Origin of the sequence: Williamsia muralis (assembly GCF_051487485.1) — a bacterium.
Lineage (GTDB): Bacteria > Actinomycetota > Actinomycetes > Mycobacteriales > Mycobacteriaceae > Williamsia > Williamsia muralis_B.
The window spans coordinates 321,437-338,634 of sequence record NZ_JAHVCV010000007.1 but is presented as its reverse complement, the minus strand read 5'-3'; the positions used below and the strand labels follow the sequence as shown (position 1 = coordinate 338,634).

Annotated in this window: 19 protein-coding genes; 12 read left to right on the top strand and 7 right to left on the bottom strand. The window is 65.0% G+C overall.

The genetic code is table 11. From position 1 onward, the window contains the following. Positions 1-129 precede the first annotated feature (129 nt). From KXR83_RS20360 to KXR83_RS20345, 4 genes are all read left to right on the top strand, one after another. Positions 130-837: a GAF and ANTAR domain-containing protein gene (locus KXR83_RS20360; protein ID WP_317712204.1), complete on the top strand. Its 708-nt coding sequence runs from the start codon at positions 130-132 to the stop codon at positions 835-837. Positions 838-1,020: 183 nt separating this feature from the next. After that, positions 1,021-1,242 carry a hypothetical protein gene (locus KXR83_RS20355; protein WP_030175790.1) on the top strand — a complete coding sequence of 74 codons (222 nt, stop codon included), beginning with the start codon at positions 1,021-1,023 and terminating at the stop codon, positions 1,240-1,242. A gap of 15 nt (positions 1,243-1,257) precedes the next feature. After that, a complete protein-coding gene (locus KXR83_RS20350; protein WP_023960101.1) occupies positions 1,258-1,764 on the top strand; it encodes a hypothetical protein in 507 nt (168 codons plus the stop codon). Further along, on the top strand, positions 1,765-3,252 hold the full coding sequence (locus KXR83_RS20345; RefSeq protein WP_317712205.1) for a flavin-containing monooxygenase: 1,488 nt from the start codon (positions 1,765-1,767) through the stop codon (positions 3,250-3,252). On the opposite strand, the gene KXR83_RS20340 is transcribed toward KXR83_RS20345, so the two are convergent. After that, a complete protein-coding gene (locus tag KXR83_RS20340) occupies positions 3,236-3,874 on the bottom strand; it encodes a nucleoside/nucleotide kinase family protein (RefSeq protein ID WP_317712206.1) in 639 nt (212 codons plus the stop codon). The two genes, KXR83_RS20345 and KXR83_RS20340, sit on opposite strands and share 17 nt — an antisense overlap. Before the next feature lie 38 nt (positions 3,875-3,912). Here KXR83_RS20340 and KXR83_RS20335 point away from each other — a divergent pair, with 38 nt between their 5' ends. Together KXR83_RS20335 and KXR83_RS20330 are read left to right on the top strand one after the other, a co-directional pair. Beyond that, on the top strand, positions 3,913-4,563 hold the full coding sequence (locus tag KXR83_RS20335; RefSeq protein WP_437426367.1) for a UdgX family uracil-DNA binding protein: 651 nt from the start codon (positions 3,913-3,915) through the stop codon (positions 4,561-4,563). A gap of 120 nt (positions 4,564-4,683) precedes the next feature. Then, a complete protein-coding gene (locus KXR83_RS20330) occupies positions 4,684-5,940 on the top strand; it encodes a DUF4185 domain-containing protein (RefSeq protein ID WP_317712208.1) in 1,257 nt (418 codons plus the stop codon). 7 nt (positions 5,941-5,947) lie between these two features. Here the strand turns inward: KXR83_RS20330 and KXR83_RS20325 are convergent, their stop codons facing one another. Then, a complete protein-coding gene (locus KXR83_RS20325; protein WP_437426366.1) occupies positions 5,948-6,517 on the bottom strand; it encodes a DUF4334 domain-containing protein in 570 nt (189 codons plus the stop codon). 102 nt (positions 6,518-6,619) lie between these two features. Here KXR83_RS20325 and KXR83_RS20320 point away from each other — a divergent pair, with 102 nt between their 5' ends. Together KXR83_RS20320 and KXR83_RS20315 are read left to right on the top strand one after the other, a co-directional pair. Continuing rightward, complete coding sequence (locus tag KXR83_RS20320) at positions 6,620-7,459, top strand: DUF1542 domain-containing protein (RefSeq protein ID WP_437426365.1); 840 nt, start codon at positions 6,620-6,622, stop codon at positions 7,457-7,459. A 209-nt stretch (positions 7,460-7,668) separates the two neighbouring features. Then, complete coding sequence (locus tag KXR83_RS20315; RefSeq protein ID WP_317712211.1) at positions 7,669-8,445, top strand: lytic transglycosylase domain-containing protein; 777 nt, start codon at positions 7,669-7,671, stop codon at positions 8,443-8,445. Here the strand turns inward: KXR83_RS20315 and KXR83_RS20310 are convergent. From KXR83_RS20310 to KXR83_RS20300, 3 genes are read right to left on the bottom strand one after another with little or no spacing between them, the layout of a single operon-like run. Next, positions 8,439-9,044, bottom strand: a complete 606-nt coding sequence (locus tag KXR83_RS20310; protein WP_437426364.1) for an HdeD family acid-resistance protein — start codon at positions 9,042-9,044, stop codon at positions 8,439-8,441. The genes KXR83_RS20315 and KXR83_RS20310 overlap by 7 nt on opposite strands. 48 nt (positions 9,045-9,092) lie before the next feature. Further along, a complete protein-coding gene (locus tag KXR83_RS20305) occupies positions 9,093-10,871 on the bottom strand; it encodes a sensor histidine kinase (protein ID WP_437426363.1) in 1,779 nt (592 codons plus the stop codon). Next, positions 10,868-11,524: a response regulator gene (locus tag KXR83_RS20300; RefSeq protein ID WP_437426362.1), complete on the bottom strand. Its 657-nt coding sequence runs from the start codon at positions 11,522-11,524 to the stop codon at positions 10,868-10,870. Before KXR83_RS20300 ends, KXR83_RS20305 begins: the two co-directional genes overlap by 4 nt. 160 nt (positions 11,525-11,684) lie before the next feature. On the opposite strand from KXR83_RS20300, the gene KXR83_RS20295 reads away from it, so the two are divergent. After that, the gene (locus KXR83_RS20295; RefSeq protein WP_437426361.1) at positions 11,685-12,113 is read left to right on the top strand and encodes a hypothetical protein; all 429 of its coding nucleotides are present in this window, start codon (positions 11,685-11,687) and stop codon (positions 12,111-12,113) included. A 26-nt stretch (positions 12,114-12,139) separates the two neighbouring features. Here KXR83_RS20295 and KXR83_RS20290 read toward each other — a convergent pair whose 3' ends face one another. Next, on the bottom strand, positions 12,140-12,406 hold the full coding sequence (locus KXR83_RS20290; RefSeq protein WP_437426360.1) for a hypothetical protein: 267 nt from the start codon (positions 12,404-12,406) through the stop codon (positions 12,140-12,142). 77 nt (positions 12,407-12,483) lie between these two features. On the opposite strand from KXR83_RS20290, the gene KXR83_RS20285 reads away from it, so the two are divergent. The 3 genes from KXR83_RS20285 to KXR83_RS20275 are packed head-to-tail and all read left to right on the top strand — an operon-like array spanning position 12,484 to position 15,676. After that, positions 12,484-13,629, top strand: coding sequence for a DUF418 domain-containing protein (locus KXR83_RS20285; protein ID WP_437426359.1), 1,146 nt, complete (start codon positions 12,484-12,486; stop codon positions 13,627-13,629). A gap of 59 nt (positions 13,630-13,688) precedes the next feature. Continuing rightward, positions 13,689-14,687 (top strand): MBL fold metallo-hydrolase, encoded by a 999-nt coding sequence (locus KXR83_RS20280; RefSeq protein ID WP_437426358.1) that lies wholly within the window; start codon positions 13,689-13,691, stop codon positions 14,685-14,687. After that, on the top strand, positions 14,684-15,676 hold the full coding sequence (locus tag KXR83_RS20275; protein WP_437426357.1) for a fumarylacetoacetate hydrolase family protein: 993 nt from the start codon (positions 14,684-14,686) through the stop codon (positions 15,674-15,676). The genes KXR83_RS20280 and KXR83_RS20275 overlap by 4 nt, the downstream gene beginning before the upstream one ends. A gap of 2 nt (positions 15,677-15,678) precedes the next feature. Here the strand turns inward: KXR83_RS20275 and KXR83_RS20270 are convergent, their stop codons facing one another. After that, positions 15,679-17,100, bottom strand: a complete 1,422-nt coding sequence (locus KXR83_RS20270; protein ID WP_437426356.1) for a YibE/F family protein — start codon at positions 17,098-17,100, stop codon at positions 15,679-15,681. Positions 17,101-17,198: the final 98 nt, after the last annotated feature.

The window sequence follows — 17,198 nt, the reverse complement described above, 5'->3', positions numbered from 1 at the left end:
TGCCCTCGAAGCAGTCCCACGGGGCCGATCTTGGTGAAGTCGCGTTCACTGTCTCGATGTAGACAACAGGACTACACTTTGTTCAATATCGTGCATCTTGCTCGGTGGCGAGCGGATGGAGCTCAAGCAATGAGCACCGAAAACAACAATGCCTACAAGCGGATCGCCGAATTGGCCCGCGAGATGAGCGAGCATCTGCCCAGCAACTCGGCAACCGCGCTCAATGAATTGATCCACAACGCGGTAGACCACATCCCGGGCGCACGCTATGCCGGGATCACGGTGGTGTCGAGGCAGGACAAGGGCGTTGTTACCCCGGCCGCCACGGACGAGTACCCCCGCGTTCTCGACGCGCTGCAGCAGAAGTACCATCAGGGCCCGTGCTTCGATGCTGCCGTCGAGCACGAGAGCTACCACGTGAACGACCTGATGGACGAGACCAGGTGGCCACTGTTCTGCACAGACGCCTTGGTGCAGACACCGATCAGATCCATTGCCGCATTTCAGCTCTTCACCACCCGCGACGCAGTCGGTGCCTTGAATCTGTACTCCGACGACCCCGGCGCCTTCGACCAGGAATCACGCGACCTCGGCTACATCTTCGCCGCACATGCGGCGACGGTCTGGGGCGCATTGCAGCGAGGCGAACAGTTCCGCAGCGCGCTGGCCAGCCGCGACACCATCGGGCAGGCCAAAGGCATGATCATGGAGCGCTACAGCGTCAACGCCATCCAGGCATTCGACCTGTTACGCAAGCTGTCTCAGGAATCGAACATCCGTCTCTACGAGATCGCTCTCCAGTTGGTCGAGAACGACCATCCGTCGGGCGCCCGGTAGTTCGGACGTGGACAACCACACAAGGCGGCGCCCCCGCCATATGTTGTGAAACCGGGGGCGCCTGATCAACGACGCCTCCGCGGTGACACCGTTGCCTTGCCTCCGACTACCCAGCGCGATGGATCGATAACCTATTCGGCGATCCGCCGGAACAGGTGCACGCTCTGTGGAACCATCGTGAACATGACTTTGCATCCAGAAATCACAGCTCTCATCGAAGAGGCGGAACGGACGCGGCAGCGTGCGCTCGACCACGGGAGTACCGAACTGGCCGATCAGACACAACGCTTCATCGATGACCTGCGCGAGAAGGGCAATGCCCTGTCCGAGCCCGACGCCGAAGCGAATCAGGTACTCGAGGAAGCCAAGAGCAACCTCGCCCGACTGTCGGACGAGGGAAAGTAGAGCGGGCAACGCGCAGTGAGACTCGATGAGTTCCGGCGCATCGTCCAGGCCTCCGACCCCGACGACTGGTACGTGATCAAACACCAGGGCCCGAGCTATCACGATTGGCTCGCCGGGACCGTTTCGAAAGACGGTTACCGCCTCGAAGTCAACACCCACTACGCCACGGCGTCGTATAAGCCCGACATCAGCCTCACGGTGGGCTGGGGCATGAGCCTGGACTTCGAACATCACGGCGAACGCGCGCACGACCGCACGTACGAATGGTCGAAGGTGCTGTCGGACAGCCGGGTTCGTCTCGCCTTCGCCGACTTCTTCTGGTGCGGCGCTCTCGTCGACCGGTTCACCTACGTGGTGGCCGATGGTGGCCGGGCCGTACTGCCATGGGCGGTGGAGATCCAAGGACTCAAGACCACACAGTGGGAACACGACACCGCGAAGCTGCTGCATCACCTCGGTGACCACATCGAGGGTTTCGAAGAGTACTTTCGCAAGGTGGGTTTCCAGATCGATGGCACGTAGATGCGCGGTGGGGTGAGCAACCCCCGCGTCGTGGTGATCGGTGCGGGCATGTCCGGACTCGCGATGGGAGTCAAGCTCAAGGCAGCCGGTTTCGACGACTTCACCATCCTGGAGAAGGGCAGTGACGTTGGCGGGGTGTGGTTTTGGAACCGCTACCCAGGGCTGGCGTGCGACGTGCCATCGCTGCTGTACCGCTATTCGTTCCAGAACAAGACCGACTGGCCGAAGGTCTTCTCGGCGCGAGACGATATTCACCGCTACCACCGCGACGTTGCCGACACCCACGACCTCTGGCCGCACATACGGCTCGACACCGAGGTCACCGGCGCGTGCTTCCGCGATGGTCGATGGCATGTCGACACCGCTGCCGGCGACCGGCTCACCGCAGACTTCGTCGTCGCGGCCACCGGCGTTCTCCATCACCCGAACACACCCGACATCCCCGGTCTCGACGACTTCACCGGCAAGGTGGTGCACACCGCTCGGTGGGACCCCGACCTCGAGACCGCCGGCAAGCGGGTCGCCGTCATCGGCGGCGGATCCACCGGCGTGCAGCTCACCGGGGCGTTGGCCCCGACCGTCCGATCACTCGCGGTCTTTCAGCGCACACCTCAGTGGGTGTTGTGGGCGCCCACCACAGTGCGGCAGCCGAAATTCTTGACGGCTTTGTTCAACCGGTTTCCGTCCGCCGCGCAGGCCTCGTACCGGGCTTCCGTGCGGGCCAGCGCACTGTTCACCGACCTCACCATCCATCCGGGGTTCAAACGCACCGCCGTCCAGACCTACGCGCGGCTCTGCCTGTACCTGATCCGCGACAGGGAACTCCGCGAGCGTCTCCGGCCCGACTATCAGCCGTTGTGTAAACGACAGGTGTTGTCGGGCAACTACTTTCGGGCCATCTCACGCCCCAACGTGGAAGTGATCACCGATCGGATCGATCATGTCGACCCCACCGGCATCGTCACCGTCGACGGGAGGCATCACGATCTCGACGCGATCGTTCTGGCCACCGGATTCCGAGCCCACAACTACATGCGGCCGATGTCGGTAACCGGCCGCGACGGCATCACCATCGACCAAGCCTGGGACTCGGGTCCGCATGCGTTCGCGATGACAAGCATCACCGGCTTCCCGAACTTCTTCACCATCCTCGGACCCAACAGTCCGGTGGGCAGTATCCACCTGCAGACGGCAGCGGAATTGACGTGCGACCACATCGTGGCGTGGATCGAGAGGCATGCCCGCGGCGAGATGGCCACCGTCGAGGTGACCACCTCTGCCACCGATCGATTCAACGCCGAGGTGCGCAGGGCGCTGGAACCGACGGTGTGGAACACCGGGTGCCAGAGCTGGTACTTCAAGGAGGACGGCAGTGTCGATCTGTGGCCGTTCGATCTGGCGACTCTGAAGAGTTATCTCAGTACCCCAAACCTGGCGGATTACTCGCTGACCCGTCCCCGCGCCCGATCGCTCACAGAGAGCGACTGAACGCGAGCACGTCGATCGTCTGATCCGCGGCTTTGCGGGTGTCTCGGATGAACTGCGCGTTGGTTTCATCCGGCCCGAGTGCCCACTGCCTCGCGTGGTCTGGAGTCTTCCCGAAACGGATGTGCCGCTTGATGAGTCGTTCCACCCGGACATCCGCGGGTGTGTCGAGATACCAGATCTCGTCGACGAGTTCGCGAAGACGGTTCCACGGTTCGTCCTGCGCCAGGAGGTAGTTGCCCTCGGTGATGATCACCGGCGTATCGCTGGGGATGGCGATGGCCCCGGCGATGGCTTCCTCGATATCGCGGACGTAGTCGGGCGCGTAGACCACAGACTCGGCCCGCGCCCGCAGACGCTGCACGAGGTTGACGAATCCGTGTGCGTCGAAGGTGTCGATCGCGCCTTTCCGGTCGGCCCGTCCGAGACGCTGCAGTTCGTTGTTCGCCAGATGAAAGCCGTCCATCGGCACGGTGACCGCCGCCGAATCCAGCCGGTCGATCAGCGCCTGGGAAACGGTGCTCTTACCGCTACCCGGCTCCCCGACCACACCGATGATGATCCGTTCACGCCCTTCACGCAGACGCGCCACATGAGCCAGCAGGTCTGCGATGTCGGCGATCACGACGTGTTCCTCCCGATTGATGTGGGTATTCGGTTGCGATGAAAGCGCCAGGTGCTCAGGAGTTCGTCCCAGACACCCACGACCTGAAGGTACTAGCGGACGCCGCACGCGGCTGTCGCGGATGCGACCTCTATCAGGACGCCGATCAAACCGTGTTCGGTGCCGGGTCGGCCCGCGCCCGCATCATGTTCGTCGGCGAGCAACCCGGGGATCAGGAAGACCGGGCCGGAGCACCTTTTGTGGGTCCGGCGGGCAAGTTGCTGGACAAGGCGCTGGCCGCAGCGGACATCGATCGAACGACCACCTACGTCACCAATGCGGTGAAGCACTTCAAGTTCACCCGCGCCGACGGCGGCAAACGCCGGATCCACAAGAAGCCGGGACGAACCGAGATCGTCGCCTGCACACCGTGGCTCACGGCCGAGATCGAGACCGTGCGGCCGGAGGTAGTGGTCTGCCTCGGTGCCACGGCCGCCCAAACGTTGCTGGGCACCAGCTTTCGGCTCACCGAGCACCGCGGCGAGGTGTTCGATCTGGGTACCGACGGCGCGCTCTCGGGTGTCACGGCGCCGACGCGTGTTGTCGCCACCATTCACCCGTCCGCGCTGTTGCGGGGGCCGTCCGAGGACCGCGCGCAAGGTTTTGATGCGCTGGTCGCAGACCTGAGGGGGGCCGCCGAGCTGATCTGACGGGCTCGGGCGAATCGTTGCGGAAGCGAGACGCGACTTCCGGTGGACGTGTGGAACAGTGAGTCTTCGTGACCACATCAGTCACTTACGCCACTTTGGTTTCACGCTAGGAGCAGCCACATGCCCACCCTCCGCTCGGCAACGATCGGGTCGATCGTGGTGGCGCTCACCGCGGCCGCAACAATGGCGCTGGCTGCGCCGGCAACTGCGGCACCGTGCGGAAATCAGGGTGGCAACGGTTCGAGCCTGATCCCGGGGATCGGTGACTTCGGCAGCAGCAGCGGAACGGGGAACGTCGACGCCGGGCCGCAGGGACCGCTCCCGACCATCGTCGGAGGCAACACGCAGGCCGTCTCCTGGGTCACCGGCCCTCGCAGCGACAACCGCACCCTCGACCGCTTCGGTATTTCCGGCACCGACCTCGGGATCAGCTGGGACAACGGGTCAGGACAGACGCTGATGGCCTTCGGTGACACCTTCGGCGATTGTGGTGCCGCAGCTCAGGAATGGCGGCACAACGTGCTCCTGCGTTCGGACGACGTCAACCTCGCCGACGGGATCTCGGTCCCGGACCCCGCACCCGGCAACCGGCGGTCGGGTTCGGTTGTCACCGCCGAACGCCCGCGGTTCTCGCAACAGATCATCGACGCCTTGGACCTGCCCGCCGTGGAGATCACGACGATCCCGACCGCCGCGATCTCGGTCGGGGACACGCAGTACATCAATTACATGTCTGTCCGCGCGTGGGGAAACCCCGGTCACTGGGACACCAACTATTCGGCGATCGCGGTCTCGCGGGACAACGGCCAGACCTGGGCTCCCGAACTCGGGACCGTCCGGGTGAACTCCGGGGTCACCATCGAGGGTGTCGAACAACTCCACGCCGACAACAGCAAGTTCCAGATGGGCGCGTACCTGCGCGGCAACGACGGTTTCATCTACCAGTACGGCACTCCCAACGGCCGCTACGGAGCCGTGTACCTCGCCCGGGTCAAGGCCGCCGACATCCTCGACCTCACGAAGTACGAGTACTACTCCAATAACCCGGCCGATCACTGGCCGGACACGATGGGTGACCTGAAGGCGATTGCTCCCGCACCCGTCAGCGAGATGTCGGTGGCATGGAACGAGCACCTGAAGAAGTATGTGATGCTGCACGGCATCGAATCGCAGGGGCGACTGGTGCTTCGCACTGCTGATCGACCCGAAGGACCCTGGAGCGACGCGAAGACCCTTCTCAATCTCGCGCAGACCACGGGCGGCATCTACGCGCCGTACATCCACCCGGCGTCCGATGGCCGGTATCTCTACTTCACGGCCTCGCGCTGGTCGGACTACAACGTGATGTTGCTCAGAACCGATCTCCACCGGCTCTGAGATTCGCTCAGCGGCGGTTCGCGCGGACTGGCAGCGAATCGTCTCGGCGTAGCGAGAAGAAGTAGGGCTTGGCCGAGCCGCGCAGGTCCATCAGCCCGAGCACCGTGTCGTCGGAGACGCGACGGAAGATGTCGTTGATCGGCTGCGCGTCATAGACCATCGTCGCGGTGTCGACGCCGCGGTACTGCGTTGTCCGCAACCTGGCCTTCGGTTTCTTGGTCTGCAACAACGGGCGTGCGGCGTTCACCAGTCCGCCGAGTGAGCGGTTCTCCAGCGACGGCAACGGGGCGTTGAGCAGCACGCTCACCGGGAGACGCTTGGGGTCCAGCGCCCACAGAGCCTTGCCGTCCGCGGTCGGGAACAACAAGGGGTGCACGGTCTCCCCGTCGACGAACTGCTTGCCCCACCAGCCACTGGCGACGAGCATGCCGTCCATCGGGTGACCGGTCTGCACTTCCGCGCCGCGCCAGGTGCCGATCATGAAATCTGTCTCGACGGGCTCGGCGGCGTCGAACACCGCGATGGCCTCCTCGGTTGTTGCGCGCTCGTCCCTGACCATCTGCTCCGCTACCGACATGGACCTCAAGGTAGCGAATCGGAGAGTAATTCGTGCCATCAGTGGGAACAACTGACATCAGTAGCCTGGAAGTGCTAGTTCGTCACGATCGAGAGGCCCCCGATGGAATTGATCCTGCTGATCGCGGTGATCGTTGTGGTGATCGGCATCGTCGCGCTCGCCCGCAACCAGGGCTCGACTCGGCGTCGCGCCGACGAAACCATCCTTGCCGACGCGAAAGCCGATGCGAGACAAGCGATCGAGCGACTCGGCGGCCAGGTCTACAACCTCGTCGGCTCCAATGAACCGGCCAAGTCCGCACTTGCCGACGCGTCCGAACGTTTCAACGCAGCCGGGTCCCAGATCGAGCAGGCGACCACACCCAAGCAAGCCGAACTCGCCAAACAGACTGCACTGGAAGGTCTTTACTACGTACGAGCCGCCCGGGTCGCGATGAACATGGACCCGGGACCCGAGATCGGCACGCTGGTGGGCCAGAAGAGTTCGGGTGAAGTCAGCGAGAAACGGGAGATCGAGTACGAAGGTCGCCGGGTTGCCGCGTCACCCCAGCCGTCAGACCAGACACCGAACTACTTCCCCGGCGGACGCGTCGCCGGCCGCCCAGTCCCCGCCGGCTGGTATTCCGAGCCGTGGTGGAAGCCGGCCCTGGTCGCCGGCGCCTGGGGCCTGGGATCGGTACTGCTGTTCAATGCCATGTTCAGCGGCATGGCCGGCGTCGGATACGACGCCCAAGCTTTCGAGAGCGGTTATGGCGACGGCTACCAAGACGGCCTCGACGCAGGTGACGGCGGTACCGACCCCGGCGACCCGGGAGACCCAGGCGATTCGGGCGATGCGGGTACCGATTACAGCGCGTCCGGGGATGACTTCGGTGGCGGGGACTACGGCAACAGCGACTTCGGAGGCGGGGACTTCGGTGGCGGCGACTTCGGCGGCTTCTGACCGACCGCGGTTCCGCAAGCTCGTCCGCCCGACCGTATGGCGAGGATCACAAACTTCGATTTGCTAACGGCTTACCTGCGAAGACCCGGGTTCACGCTCCGGTGTCGCGGCCATTTGGTCACGGATCGATAACGGTTAACGCCGTGTTTCGGGTACCGTCGGCGCGGTCGTAAAAGGCCTAGACAAAGGCCGTATCAGGAGGTCCCCGATTGGGTAAGCATTCAGCGCCGAAGAGAAAGTCGCGTTCACCTTTCGCTCTGGCAGCTCTCGTACCCATCGGGTTGGTCACCGCAGCAGCAACCGCCGAGGCCGATCACCAGCTGACCGACTCCACCAAGCAGGTGGCCGAGACCCGTCAGGCCCCGCAGTCGTCGACGCCGGCTCCCGCTCCCGCTCCGGTGGTCGAGCCGGTCGCCCAGATTGCCGCGCCTGCCCCCGCTCCGGCACCGGCCCCCGAGGTCGTGCCCGCGAGCGTCACCAGTGGTCAGATCCCCCGGGTCAACTACGAGGCCTACTTCGCGGCCGGGTCGAAGCTGGCGCAGGAACTACCGGGTTGCGGTATCTCGTGGCAGCTGATCGCCGGAATCGGACGAGTCGAGTCGACCCACGCGAACAACGGCAAGGCCGGCGACAACGGCGAGCTACTCGCGCCCATCCTCGGCCCGGTACTCGACGGCAGCCTCGCCGGGAACAACGTCATCCACGACACCGATGGCGGTCAACTCGACGGCGACCCCAACTACGACCGCGCAGTCGGGCCGATGCAGTTCCTTCCCGAGACCTGGAAGATGTACGCCGCGGACGGCAACGGCGACGGCGTGATCGATCCCCAGAACCTGTTCGACGCCGCCCTGACCACCGGCCGCTACCTGTGCGACGGCGGCCTCGATCTGCGTGATCCCGAGCAGCAGGTCGCCGCAGTGCTCAGGTACAACAACTCGATGGAATACGTGTCCGACGTGCGAGGCTGGGCAGCGGGTTACTGAGTCTGGCTCGGGGTCTGGGCCGCTCGCGGCAGTGTCAACAGCGTCACCACGCTGACCACCACGAGCAGGATCGCGCCGACGATGAGGAATGTCGCGATCGCGGCGCCCGGCAGGAACAGCACGATGATGCCTGCGATCACCGAGAACGCACCTGACCCGATCAGGAACCACTTCGGCGCATAGTGCGCACCCGCCAAACCGGCCGCAATTTCCTGCACCCCCTGGAAGATCCAGCCCACGCCGATCACGATGGCCAGCAGCACCAGCGACTCACCGGGGTTGAACAGGCAGATGATGCCCGCGATCAGGACGATCGCACCCATGATGCCGAAGAACACCCTCATGGAGGTCGGCAGCAGCTTCGCCGAAAACGCCACGGTCAGCCGGTACACGCCGGTGAAGATGAGCGTGATCCCGAACAGCAGGGCAACAACCAGCAACGTCGGTTCCGGCCACACCAGGGCCACGATCCCGATGATGATGCCGATGATGGCGCTGGCGATCAGCCCCGCCCGCACGGCATTGCGGAGTTGATCGGGAAAAGACTGAGGGACAAAGGCGTTGGTGCGGGGCGATGTGGGGCCCGTGGCGTTGGTCATGGGGTTGAACTTACAACTCGGACGCCTGTCAGCGCAGGTGTCCGGGTTTCACGCGAAGGGAATGCTCACCCTCACGAGGCCACCGCCCCCGTCTGATCGGATCGTCACCGTCCCACCCAGCTGTTCACCGCGTTCGCGGATCGACTGCAAGCCGGTGCCCGGGATCCAGTGGTCGGCCGCCTGCCCTTCGTCGCGCACGGCCACCTCCAACTCGCCTCCGACAACGCCGAGTTCGACTGTTGCCGAGGCCGAACCCGAGTGACGCGCCACGTTGCTCACGGCTTCGACGATGATCCGAAACGCCGCGACCTCGACAGCTGCGGGCAGTTGAGGGAGCCTGCCAGGGGCATTCACCGACACGATCAACGGTTCGCCATCGGCAGTTCGCAATTGCGAAACACGCTGTGTCACCGCACCTACCAAGCCCATCTCGTCGAGCGCGGGAGGGCGCAGCCCTTCGACAAGGCGGCGGATCTCGACGATCGCGCCTGCCGTCTCCGCGCGCACCGTATCCAGTAACCGAATCGTCTCGGCCGAATCGGTCGATGCGTGGTTACGCGCCGCATCGGTGGTGAAGGCCACCCCCGTAAGAATGGGGCCGAGACTGTCGTGGAGATCGCGACGCAGACGCCGGCGCTCTTCTTCCAGTGCGGTCAGAACCTGTCCGCGCGACTCACGCAGATCCGCGGTCAGGCTGATTCCCTGCAGCGCACGCGCCAACGGCGCCGCCACCAGTTGCAGCACCGATCGCACCTGCGGGTGCAGGCCGCGTGAGTCGGCAGGCACCCCGACCACCAGGCGGCCGACCTCATCCCCGTCCGCGGTCAACGTCACGATGAACTCCTCGGCACCACCGGATCCCGCAGCGGCGATGCAATGATCGTTGTCCCACAGTTCGATTCGCGGAACACCGATCGCCTCCTGCAGTGACACCACCCAGTTGCCGGGACCGCCTGCCGCCGACAACTTCTCACCTAATCCCGACAGCGTCCGTACCGCGTCTCCCCTGCTCCCGAACAGCACTTCGTCCACCACCCCACGGAGCCGGGCCGCGACGGGCCCGAATGCCGCCGCGATCACAAACGCGATCAGCGTTCCGGTTGCCCGCGACGTCGGCGTTCCCGAGGCTCCCTCGATGAGAACCGTCGCCGCCGAGAACACCGCAACGGTGAGCTCGAACATCGCCGCGTACAAAACGATCCAGCTGATCAGCAACCTGATGTCGACCACATCGGGCACCGTCATGCCGAGCGCCAGGAGCGGGGGCACCGTCGGAGCCAGCAGCGCGGCGATCACGAGGAAGACTTCTCCGTCGGGAGAATCGGCGAAGAAGAGAAGGTGTCCGAGAACGAGGAAAGCCGTCGCGGTCACGGTCACCAGCCAGAGCATGCACCGTCGGTCCCGCCCGGTGGACCTGTCGGTTCGCCACCACACCAGAGCCACCAGCACCGTGCCGGAGACCGGTACGGCAACGGTCAGCACCGGCGTCCACCAGGATCCGACCACGATGCCTGCGCCGGCGATCCCTACGAGAACGACGGCGAGGTCGGAGACCGACGACCTGTCCCGGCTGGGGTACAGACACAACGTCAGTGGGGCGACGAGTCCGAGAGCGACGGCAACGAGGGCGCGCCGCAGGTCGTCGGGGCCGGCATCGACGATCACGAGTAGCAGCGTGGTCCCGAGCACCACACCGAAGGCCACGAACCCGGAAGCGACCACAGGCGATCCCGGTCCATCGGCGTGACGGCGCATCCACCACAACATCCACAGGCCACTGATCACAGACGCGATGGACACGGCCAGTCCGCCCGCGGAGACGATCACGGGCCACCGGCCGCGCTTCGACCGAGACCGTGTTCGCGGGCGAGCACTATCGCCTCGGCGCGGGTGGCAACCCGCAGTTTGGCGAAGATCGCCGAGATGTGGTTACTGACGGTCTTGTTGGCGACGTCGAACGATCGGGCGATGGCCGCATTCGCCTCTCCGCGTGCGATGCGGTCGAGGATCTGAAGCTCACGCGGGGTGAGCTGAGGAAAAGCGTTCGCCGGGGACGGCTGTGTTCCGACGGCGGCATCGAGCAGCAGCTGGGCGACCGAGGGCCCGAAGACCGTCTCGCCGACGGCTGCGGCATGCAACGCGTGTTCGATTTCTTGTTGTCCGGCGCCTTTGAGCAGGTAACCCCGAGCGCCGGCCGCGAGGGCCGCCAGTACCGTCGCCTGGTCCTCGAACATAGTCAGGACCAGCACTGCCGTGTCCGGTAGTGCAGCGCAGATCCTGCGCGTCGCCTCGATCCCGTCGCCGCCGGGCATCTGGATGTCCATGATCACCACATCTGGCCGCAGCAGATGGGCCTCCTTCAGCGCGGCCGCACCCGACTCGGCTTCACCGCACACCTCGATGCCGTCGAGCGACGACAGCAGCGCGCGGATCCCGCTACGCACCACCGGGTGGTCGTCGACCACGAGAACTGAGACCATGGGAACGAGTTTGACCCCGCCCGGCGGCTTTGACCAGGTGTTGTACCCCCTCACCACGCGGCGATTGCCCGGCGCTCTGGGTGCCTACCCCCATGACCGGTGGCGATCAGAGCCCCATCCTGGATCCGTCACATCCTCTTCTCAGCGATCGGTCACCACGATGAACTCTGCAACCACATCCCTCGATTTGAACAAGAAGGTCAAGATCGGCTTGGCAATTGCTGTTGTCCTGGGCGTTCTCGACATCATCAGCCTCGCCATGCCGGCCCCGGAAGACGACGCGGCGGGCCCACCCATCGGCGTGCTGGTGTTCACCACAATCATGGGGGTGCTGACCATCGTTTTCGCGGCCTTGGCCTGGAAACGTCACAGCCGCAACGCCATCCGGGGTGTGGTCGTCACCCGGTTCCTCTCAGCCTTGTCTGCCGTTCCGGCCTTCTTTGTGTCCGATGTCCCGGGCCCCGTGGTGGTGCTGGTCGCGGTCTTTGTCGTCGTCACCGTGGTGACCATCGCATTGGTGATGAGCAAGCCGTTCACGGTGCAGCGAACCGATGCCGGGTCGTCGGCCGCCGCGGCGTCGCGGGCCTAGGAAGTCACCGGACCGCTACGGCGCAGCTAGCGCATCGAGCGCGCGAACGCGTCGATCTGGTCCTTGGCCTCCGAGAGACTGACCCCGGTCCGCTGATGCCAGAGCTTCAGAGCCAGTGGCATCTTCCCCGCCCGGATTGCGTCGGCGATCTCAGGGGGAATGTTCTCGGCGGTCGGAGCCGCCGGTGCCGGCGGCCCGTCCAGGCCCAGCCTGCGGTATAGGTCGTCGATCAGTTCACCCTGTCGCTGCACCTGCCGCCTGAGGTCGGCAATGTCCTGCGCGTCGCTGCTCATGACAGCGGACGCTAACAGTGGCCCAGCTAGGTGTCTACGGAAAACCACGGGCACGCGCAGTAAGTGAAGATGATTGGATGACGGCCAATCGATCGGCGCGCATACCCGGCGTCGACATCGCGCGGGCCCTGGCGGTACTGGGCATGTTCGCCGCGCACATCCTCGACCTCGGCGACCTGCGATGGGCCGAACCGGAGACGTGGGGTTCGGTGGTCAACGGCCACTCGGCCGTCACCTTCGCGGTGTTGGCCGGGGTCTCGATCGCCCTTGTCACCGGCGGCACCACCGCGCTCGACGCCGAACAGCTTGTGGTCGCGCGCCATCAACTCCTGGTTCGAGCATGTTGCATCTTCTTGCTGGGCGGACTGCTCCAGATGCTGGGCACCCCGGTCCTGATCATCTTGGTGATGTACAGCTTCCTGTTTGTCGTCTCGCTGCCGTTGCTGCGGGTCTCGCCGCCGACGCTGTTCGTCGCGGCCGGTGTGGTGGCAGTGGTCATGCCGTTTCTGGTGCCGATCATCCACGCTGCACTCGGGGCGTGGGGATCTCCGTTCAACGCGCTGACCGACATCCTCATCAGCGGCGGATACCCGGGGCTGATCTGGGCGGCCTATCTGCTGCTGGGACTGGGCATCGGACGATTGGATCTCCGGTCGCCGATGGTCGCCCGCCGACTTGCGGGGTTCGGTGCCGGCATCGCCGTGGCCTCGTACTCACTGTCTGCGGCGTTGTCCGGTTTCGACGACGGAACGCACGAGCCACCGTCCCAGTTCTACGCACCCTCGGAGAACCCGGGTGAAGACTTCCTGTGGGAATGGGCCGACCTGCAGGCGATGCTGGGCGCCGAACCACATTCGGGCACCCCGTTCGACGTGTTCGGTTCGGCGGGGATCAGCATGCTGGTCATCGGGCTGTGCCTGTTGCTCTGCCGACGGCCCGGACGGTTCAGTTTCCCGCTGCGCGCCACCGGATCCATGGTGCTCACCGTGTACAGCGCGCACATTGTGGCCATCTTCATCCTGTGCCTGTTCTCCGAGCGCGGTCGCGACGGCCTGTACCCATGGCAGGGGCTGCTCACCTGGATCGTCTTCGTACTGGTCGCGGTCGCATTCTCGACCGTATGGCTTGCCCGGTACGGTCGCGGTCCGGTGGAAGGTCTCATCTCCTCGATCGCCCGGCGGAGCTCGGGTAGTCGCCGAGTACCAGCGCGATCCGGGGTCTGATCGGTACAGTCGAGTCATTGCACTGCTGCCTCCACCACCGCCTCTCGCAAGGACCACCGATGCCAGTTCGGCAAGACAGCCTCACCCAGATCGACGGTGGCACTTATGCTTTCATGCATCTCCCCGGCGGCTGGGGCCAGACCAACACAGGCCTGGTGGTGGGTGACGACGCGTCGATGGTGATCGACACGGTCTGGGACACCTCGCGGGCGGAGTCGATCGCGCAGGCCTGGCCGGATCTCGTCGGATCGGCAGCCATCACAGAGGCAGTCAACACCCATTCCGACGGTGACCACTGGTGGGGAAACGACACGTTGCCGGCGTCGGCGCGCATCACCACTGCGGCGTCGGCCCTGCACGCCATGAAGGAAGACACCCCACCAGCGGCGGTGGCACGATTCTCGAAACTCGGTTCGGTGGCATCGGCACTGCCCGGGCCGGCCGGAGCACTGGGTTCCTACATGAGCCGCGTCACCGGAGGGGCATCGCTTCCCACCCGGGTCCCCCGGCTCCCGGACCACACATTCGCCGGCACCGACACCATCATCGTCGGCGGACGCACCGTGTTGCTGCGGGATCTGGGTCCCGCCCACACGCCCGGTGACGTCATCGTCCATGTACCCGACTCAGGGGTGGTGTTCACGGGCGACCTGCTGTTCATCGGGGCCACACCGGTGATTTGGCATGGCCCACTGAGCAATTGGCAAGATGCTCTCGACCATCTGCTCGGTCTCGACGCGGCGACGTACGTTCCGGGCCACGGCCCCATCTGTGGGCGTACCGAGATCGAGCTGCTCCGCGACTACTGGTCGTGGCTCGACCGAGAGGGGCGTGCTCAGTTCGACGGGGGCCGGTCTCCCCTCCAGGCCGCGCGAACACTCCTGACCAGCAGCGACTTTCGGCCGTATGCGCACTGGGACTCCCCGGAGCGCATCGTGCTGAACCTGAGCACCCTCTACCGGCTGTGGAAGGGCGAGGCACCAGCTCCACCCACCTTCGGACGCCGCGCCCGCGCCTTCGCGGATGCCGGGAAACTGTTACGCGAACGCAGCCGATGAAGATCCGCCGCCTCACCGACCCCGCATCGCTTGCCATCTTGCATGAGCCCACCGAGACGTGGATCAGCCTGCGCGCAGCCCTCGATTCCCGCGGCCGACTCGACGAGCTGTCCCACCTGCCCGCAAATCTGCTCGCCCTGCTCGCGACCGGCGAACGGTCTCGGGCCACCGTCATCGACATCGTGGACCGTGCTGCACGCAAGGGGGTCGGCGTGGCCGTCGACCCGGCGCCGTCGATCCCGTATTACCCGAGTTCGCTGCGGTGCTTCCTCGGCTGGGAGGAACACTGGACCAAGGCCGCCCACGGTCTGGTGCAACGTAACCTGCCAGCGACCCGCCCGCTGATCCGCGGCTATGAACGGTTGACGCACAGGGTGTTTCCGCCGCTGCGACCCAATTCCGCTTTCTACGACCATCCCGTCTACTACACCGGCAATCACCTCACGGTGATCGGTGATGGTGAACCGATGCCGTGGCCGGCATACAGCAGCGAGCTCGATTTCGAGCTGGAGTTCGGCATGATCATCGCCCATCCGGTGCGCGACGCCACCCCGGAGAAAGCTGCGGCAGCCATCGGAGGGTTCGTCGTGTTCAACGACTTCAGTGCGCGTGACGTCCAGTGGGACGAGCAACGTCGCGGCGTCTTCGGACCCGTGGTCAAGACCAAGACATTCGGTAGTTCCATCGGGTCCGTGGTGGTCACGGCCGACGAGGTGCTGTCCGAGATCGACCAGCTCGAGGCGACCGTGCGGGTGAACGGCGAGGTGTGGTCGTCCACCAGTACCCACGGATTGCGTTACAGCCCAGGCGAAGTGGTCGCCTACGCAAGTCAGTCAGAGAATTTGCACTCGGGCGAGCTGATCACATCGGGCACCCTGCCGATGGGGTGCGGCCTCGAGTTGGACCGCTGGATCACCCCGGGCGACGAGGTCACCCTCACCATCGACCGCATCGGTTCGGTGACCAACACCGTGGCAGAGCCTGCCTGAGTTCACTCCGGAAGCCAATGCCTGCCGTGCGCCGGTGGCTGTTCGGCCGGCTGTTGGATGGGCCGATCGATCGGCCGTCCGATCGGCTGGGCAACCGTTTCCTTCTCCTGACGCCCCCCCGGTGTCGAGAGCAGCACCGCGACCGCCGTGGTCAGTGGAACCGACAGCGCAATCGCGATCCCTCCGACAAACGAGCGTGCCAGTTCCACTGCCACCATGTCGGTGGTGATGAGCGTCGAGAACGACTGCCCCGACACCGAGAACAACAGCAGCAGCGGCAAAGTACTACCCGCATAGGCGAATACGATGGTGTACACGGTGCTGGCGATGTGGTCGCGGCCCACCCGCATCGCGGCCTTGAACGTGTGCAGGGGCCCGGTCTGGTCCACTGCCGAGAGCTCGAACACCGCGGAAGCCTGGGTGATCGTGACGTCGTTGAGCACGCCGAGCGCACCGATGATGAATCCTGCGAGTAGCAGACCGTTCAGCGAGATGGCGTTGTTGTAGATCTGCAGATTGGTGGTCTGCTCCTGAGACAGCCCGGAGATGTGCATGGTCTCGATGGACAGCCAGGACAAGAACGCCGCCACCATCAGCGACGCGAGGGTGCCCAGCAATGCCGCACTGGTGCGCAGACTCACCCCGTGCGCCAGATAGATCACCACGAAGAGGATGGCCGCCGACGAGACGATGGCCACCGCCACCGGCGATTCCCCGTCCAGCATGGCCGGCAGGGTGAAGCCGAACAACACCACGAATGCGAACACCAGGCCGATGACCGACCGAAGGCCGCGCCATGCCGCCACCGCGACGATGGCCAGGACAAACACTGCCGCCCACACCCATATCGACGTGGACCGGGCGAAGTCGAAGAACGAGTAGTTCTCCGAACCGTCGACACTGGCCGCCCGAGACAGCTTGATCGAGTCGCCGACGGCGAGGTCGGGTTGGCCCGGTTGGGGCTTGCCCAGTTGGGCGTCACTGAGGTCGTCGCTCCCGGAATCCTGTTGCAGTCCGGCCTGCACCCGGTTGGTCGGGACCTCGATCAGCGTGTTGGCACCTTTGTTGGGCCCGGACGTCAATTCCACCGTGTTCTGGATGCACGGACCGTTCTTCACCGTCGTCACGGTCGCGGCACCCGCAAAAACCTGACCCGCTTGTGAGTTCAGACAATCAGCCATCGTCTGTGAGACCACCTGCCCGGTCTCGATCTCCACCGAGCCACCACCCGACGACTGGAATTGCACCGGTATGTCGTGGTCACGATCGCTCGGCCAGAGCATCACCAGACCCGCGACAACCGCGATCGCACACGCCGTCAGCAACCCCACCACCAGTTTGGCGACCGCCGGATGCAGGTCGACGGCCGCGAGACCGTGGTGATGGTGCCGATGCGAATCCCCGGGGTCTTGTGGCTGTGTCACCCGGTCACCTTAGGCAGAAATCACCGCGTTGCCCTACGTCGCCAGGTTTGGCCCGGATGCCCGTTTCGGCCCGTCTTGCCCGTTTCGGCCCAGCACGG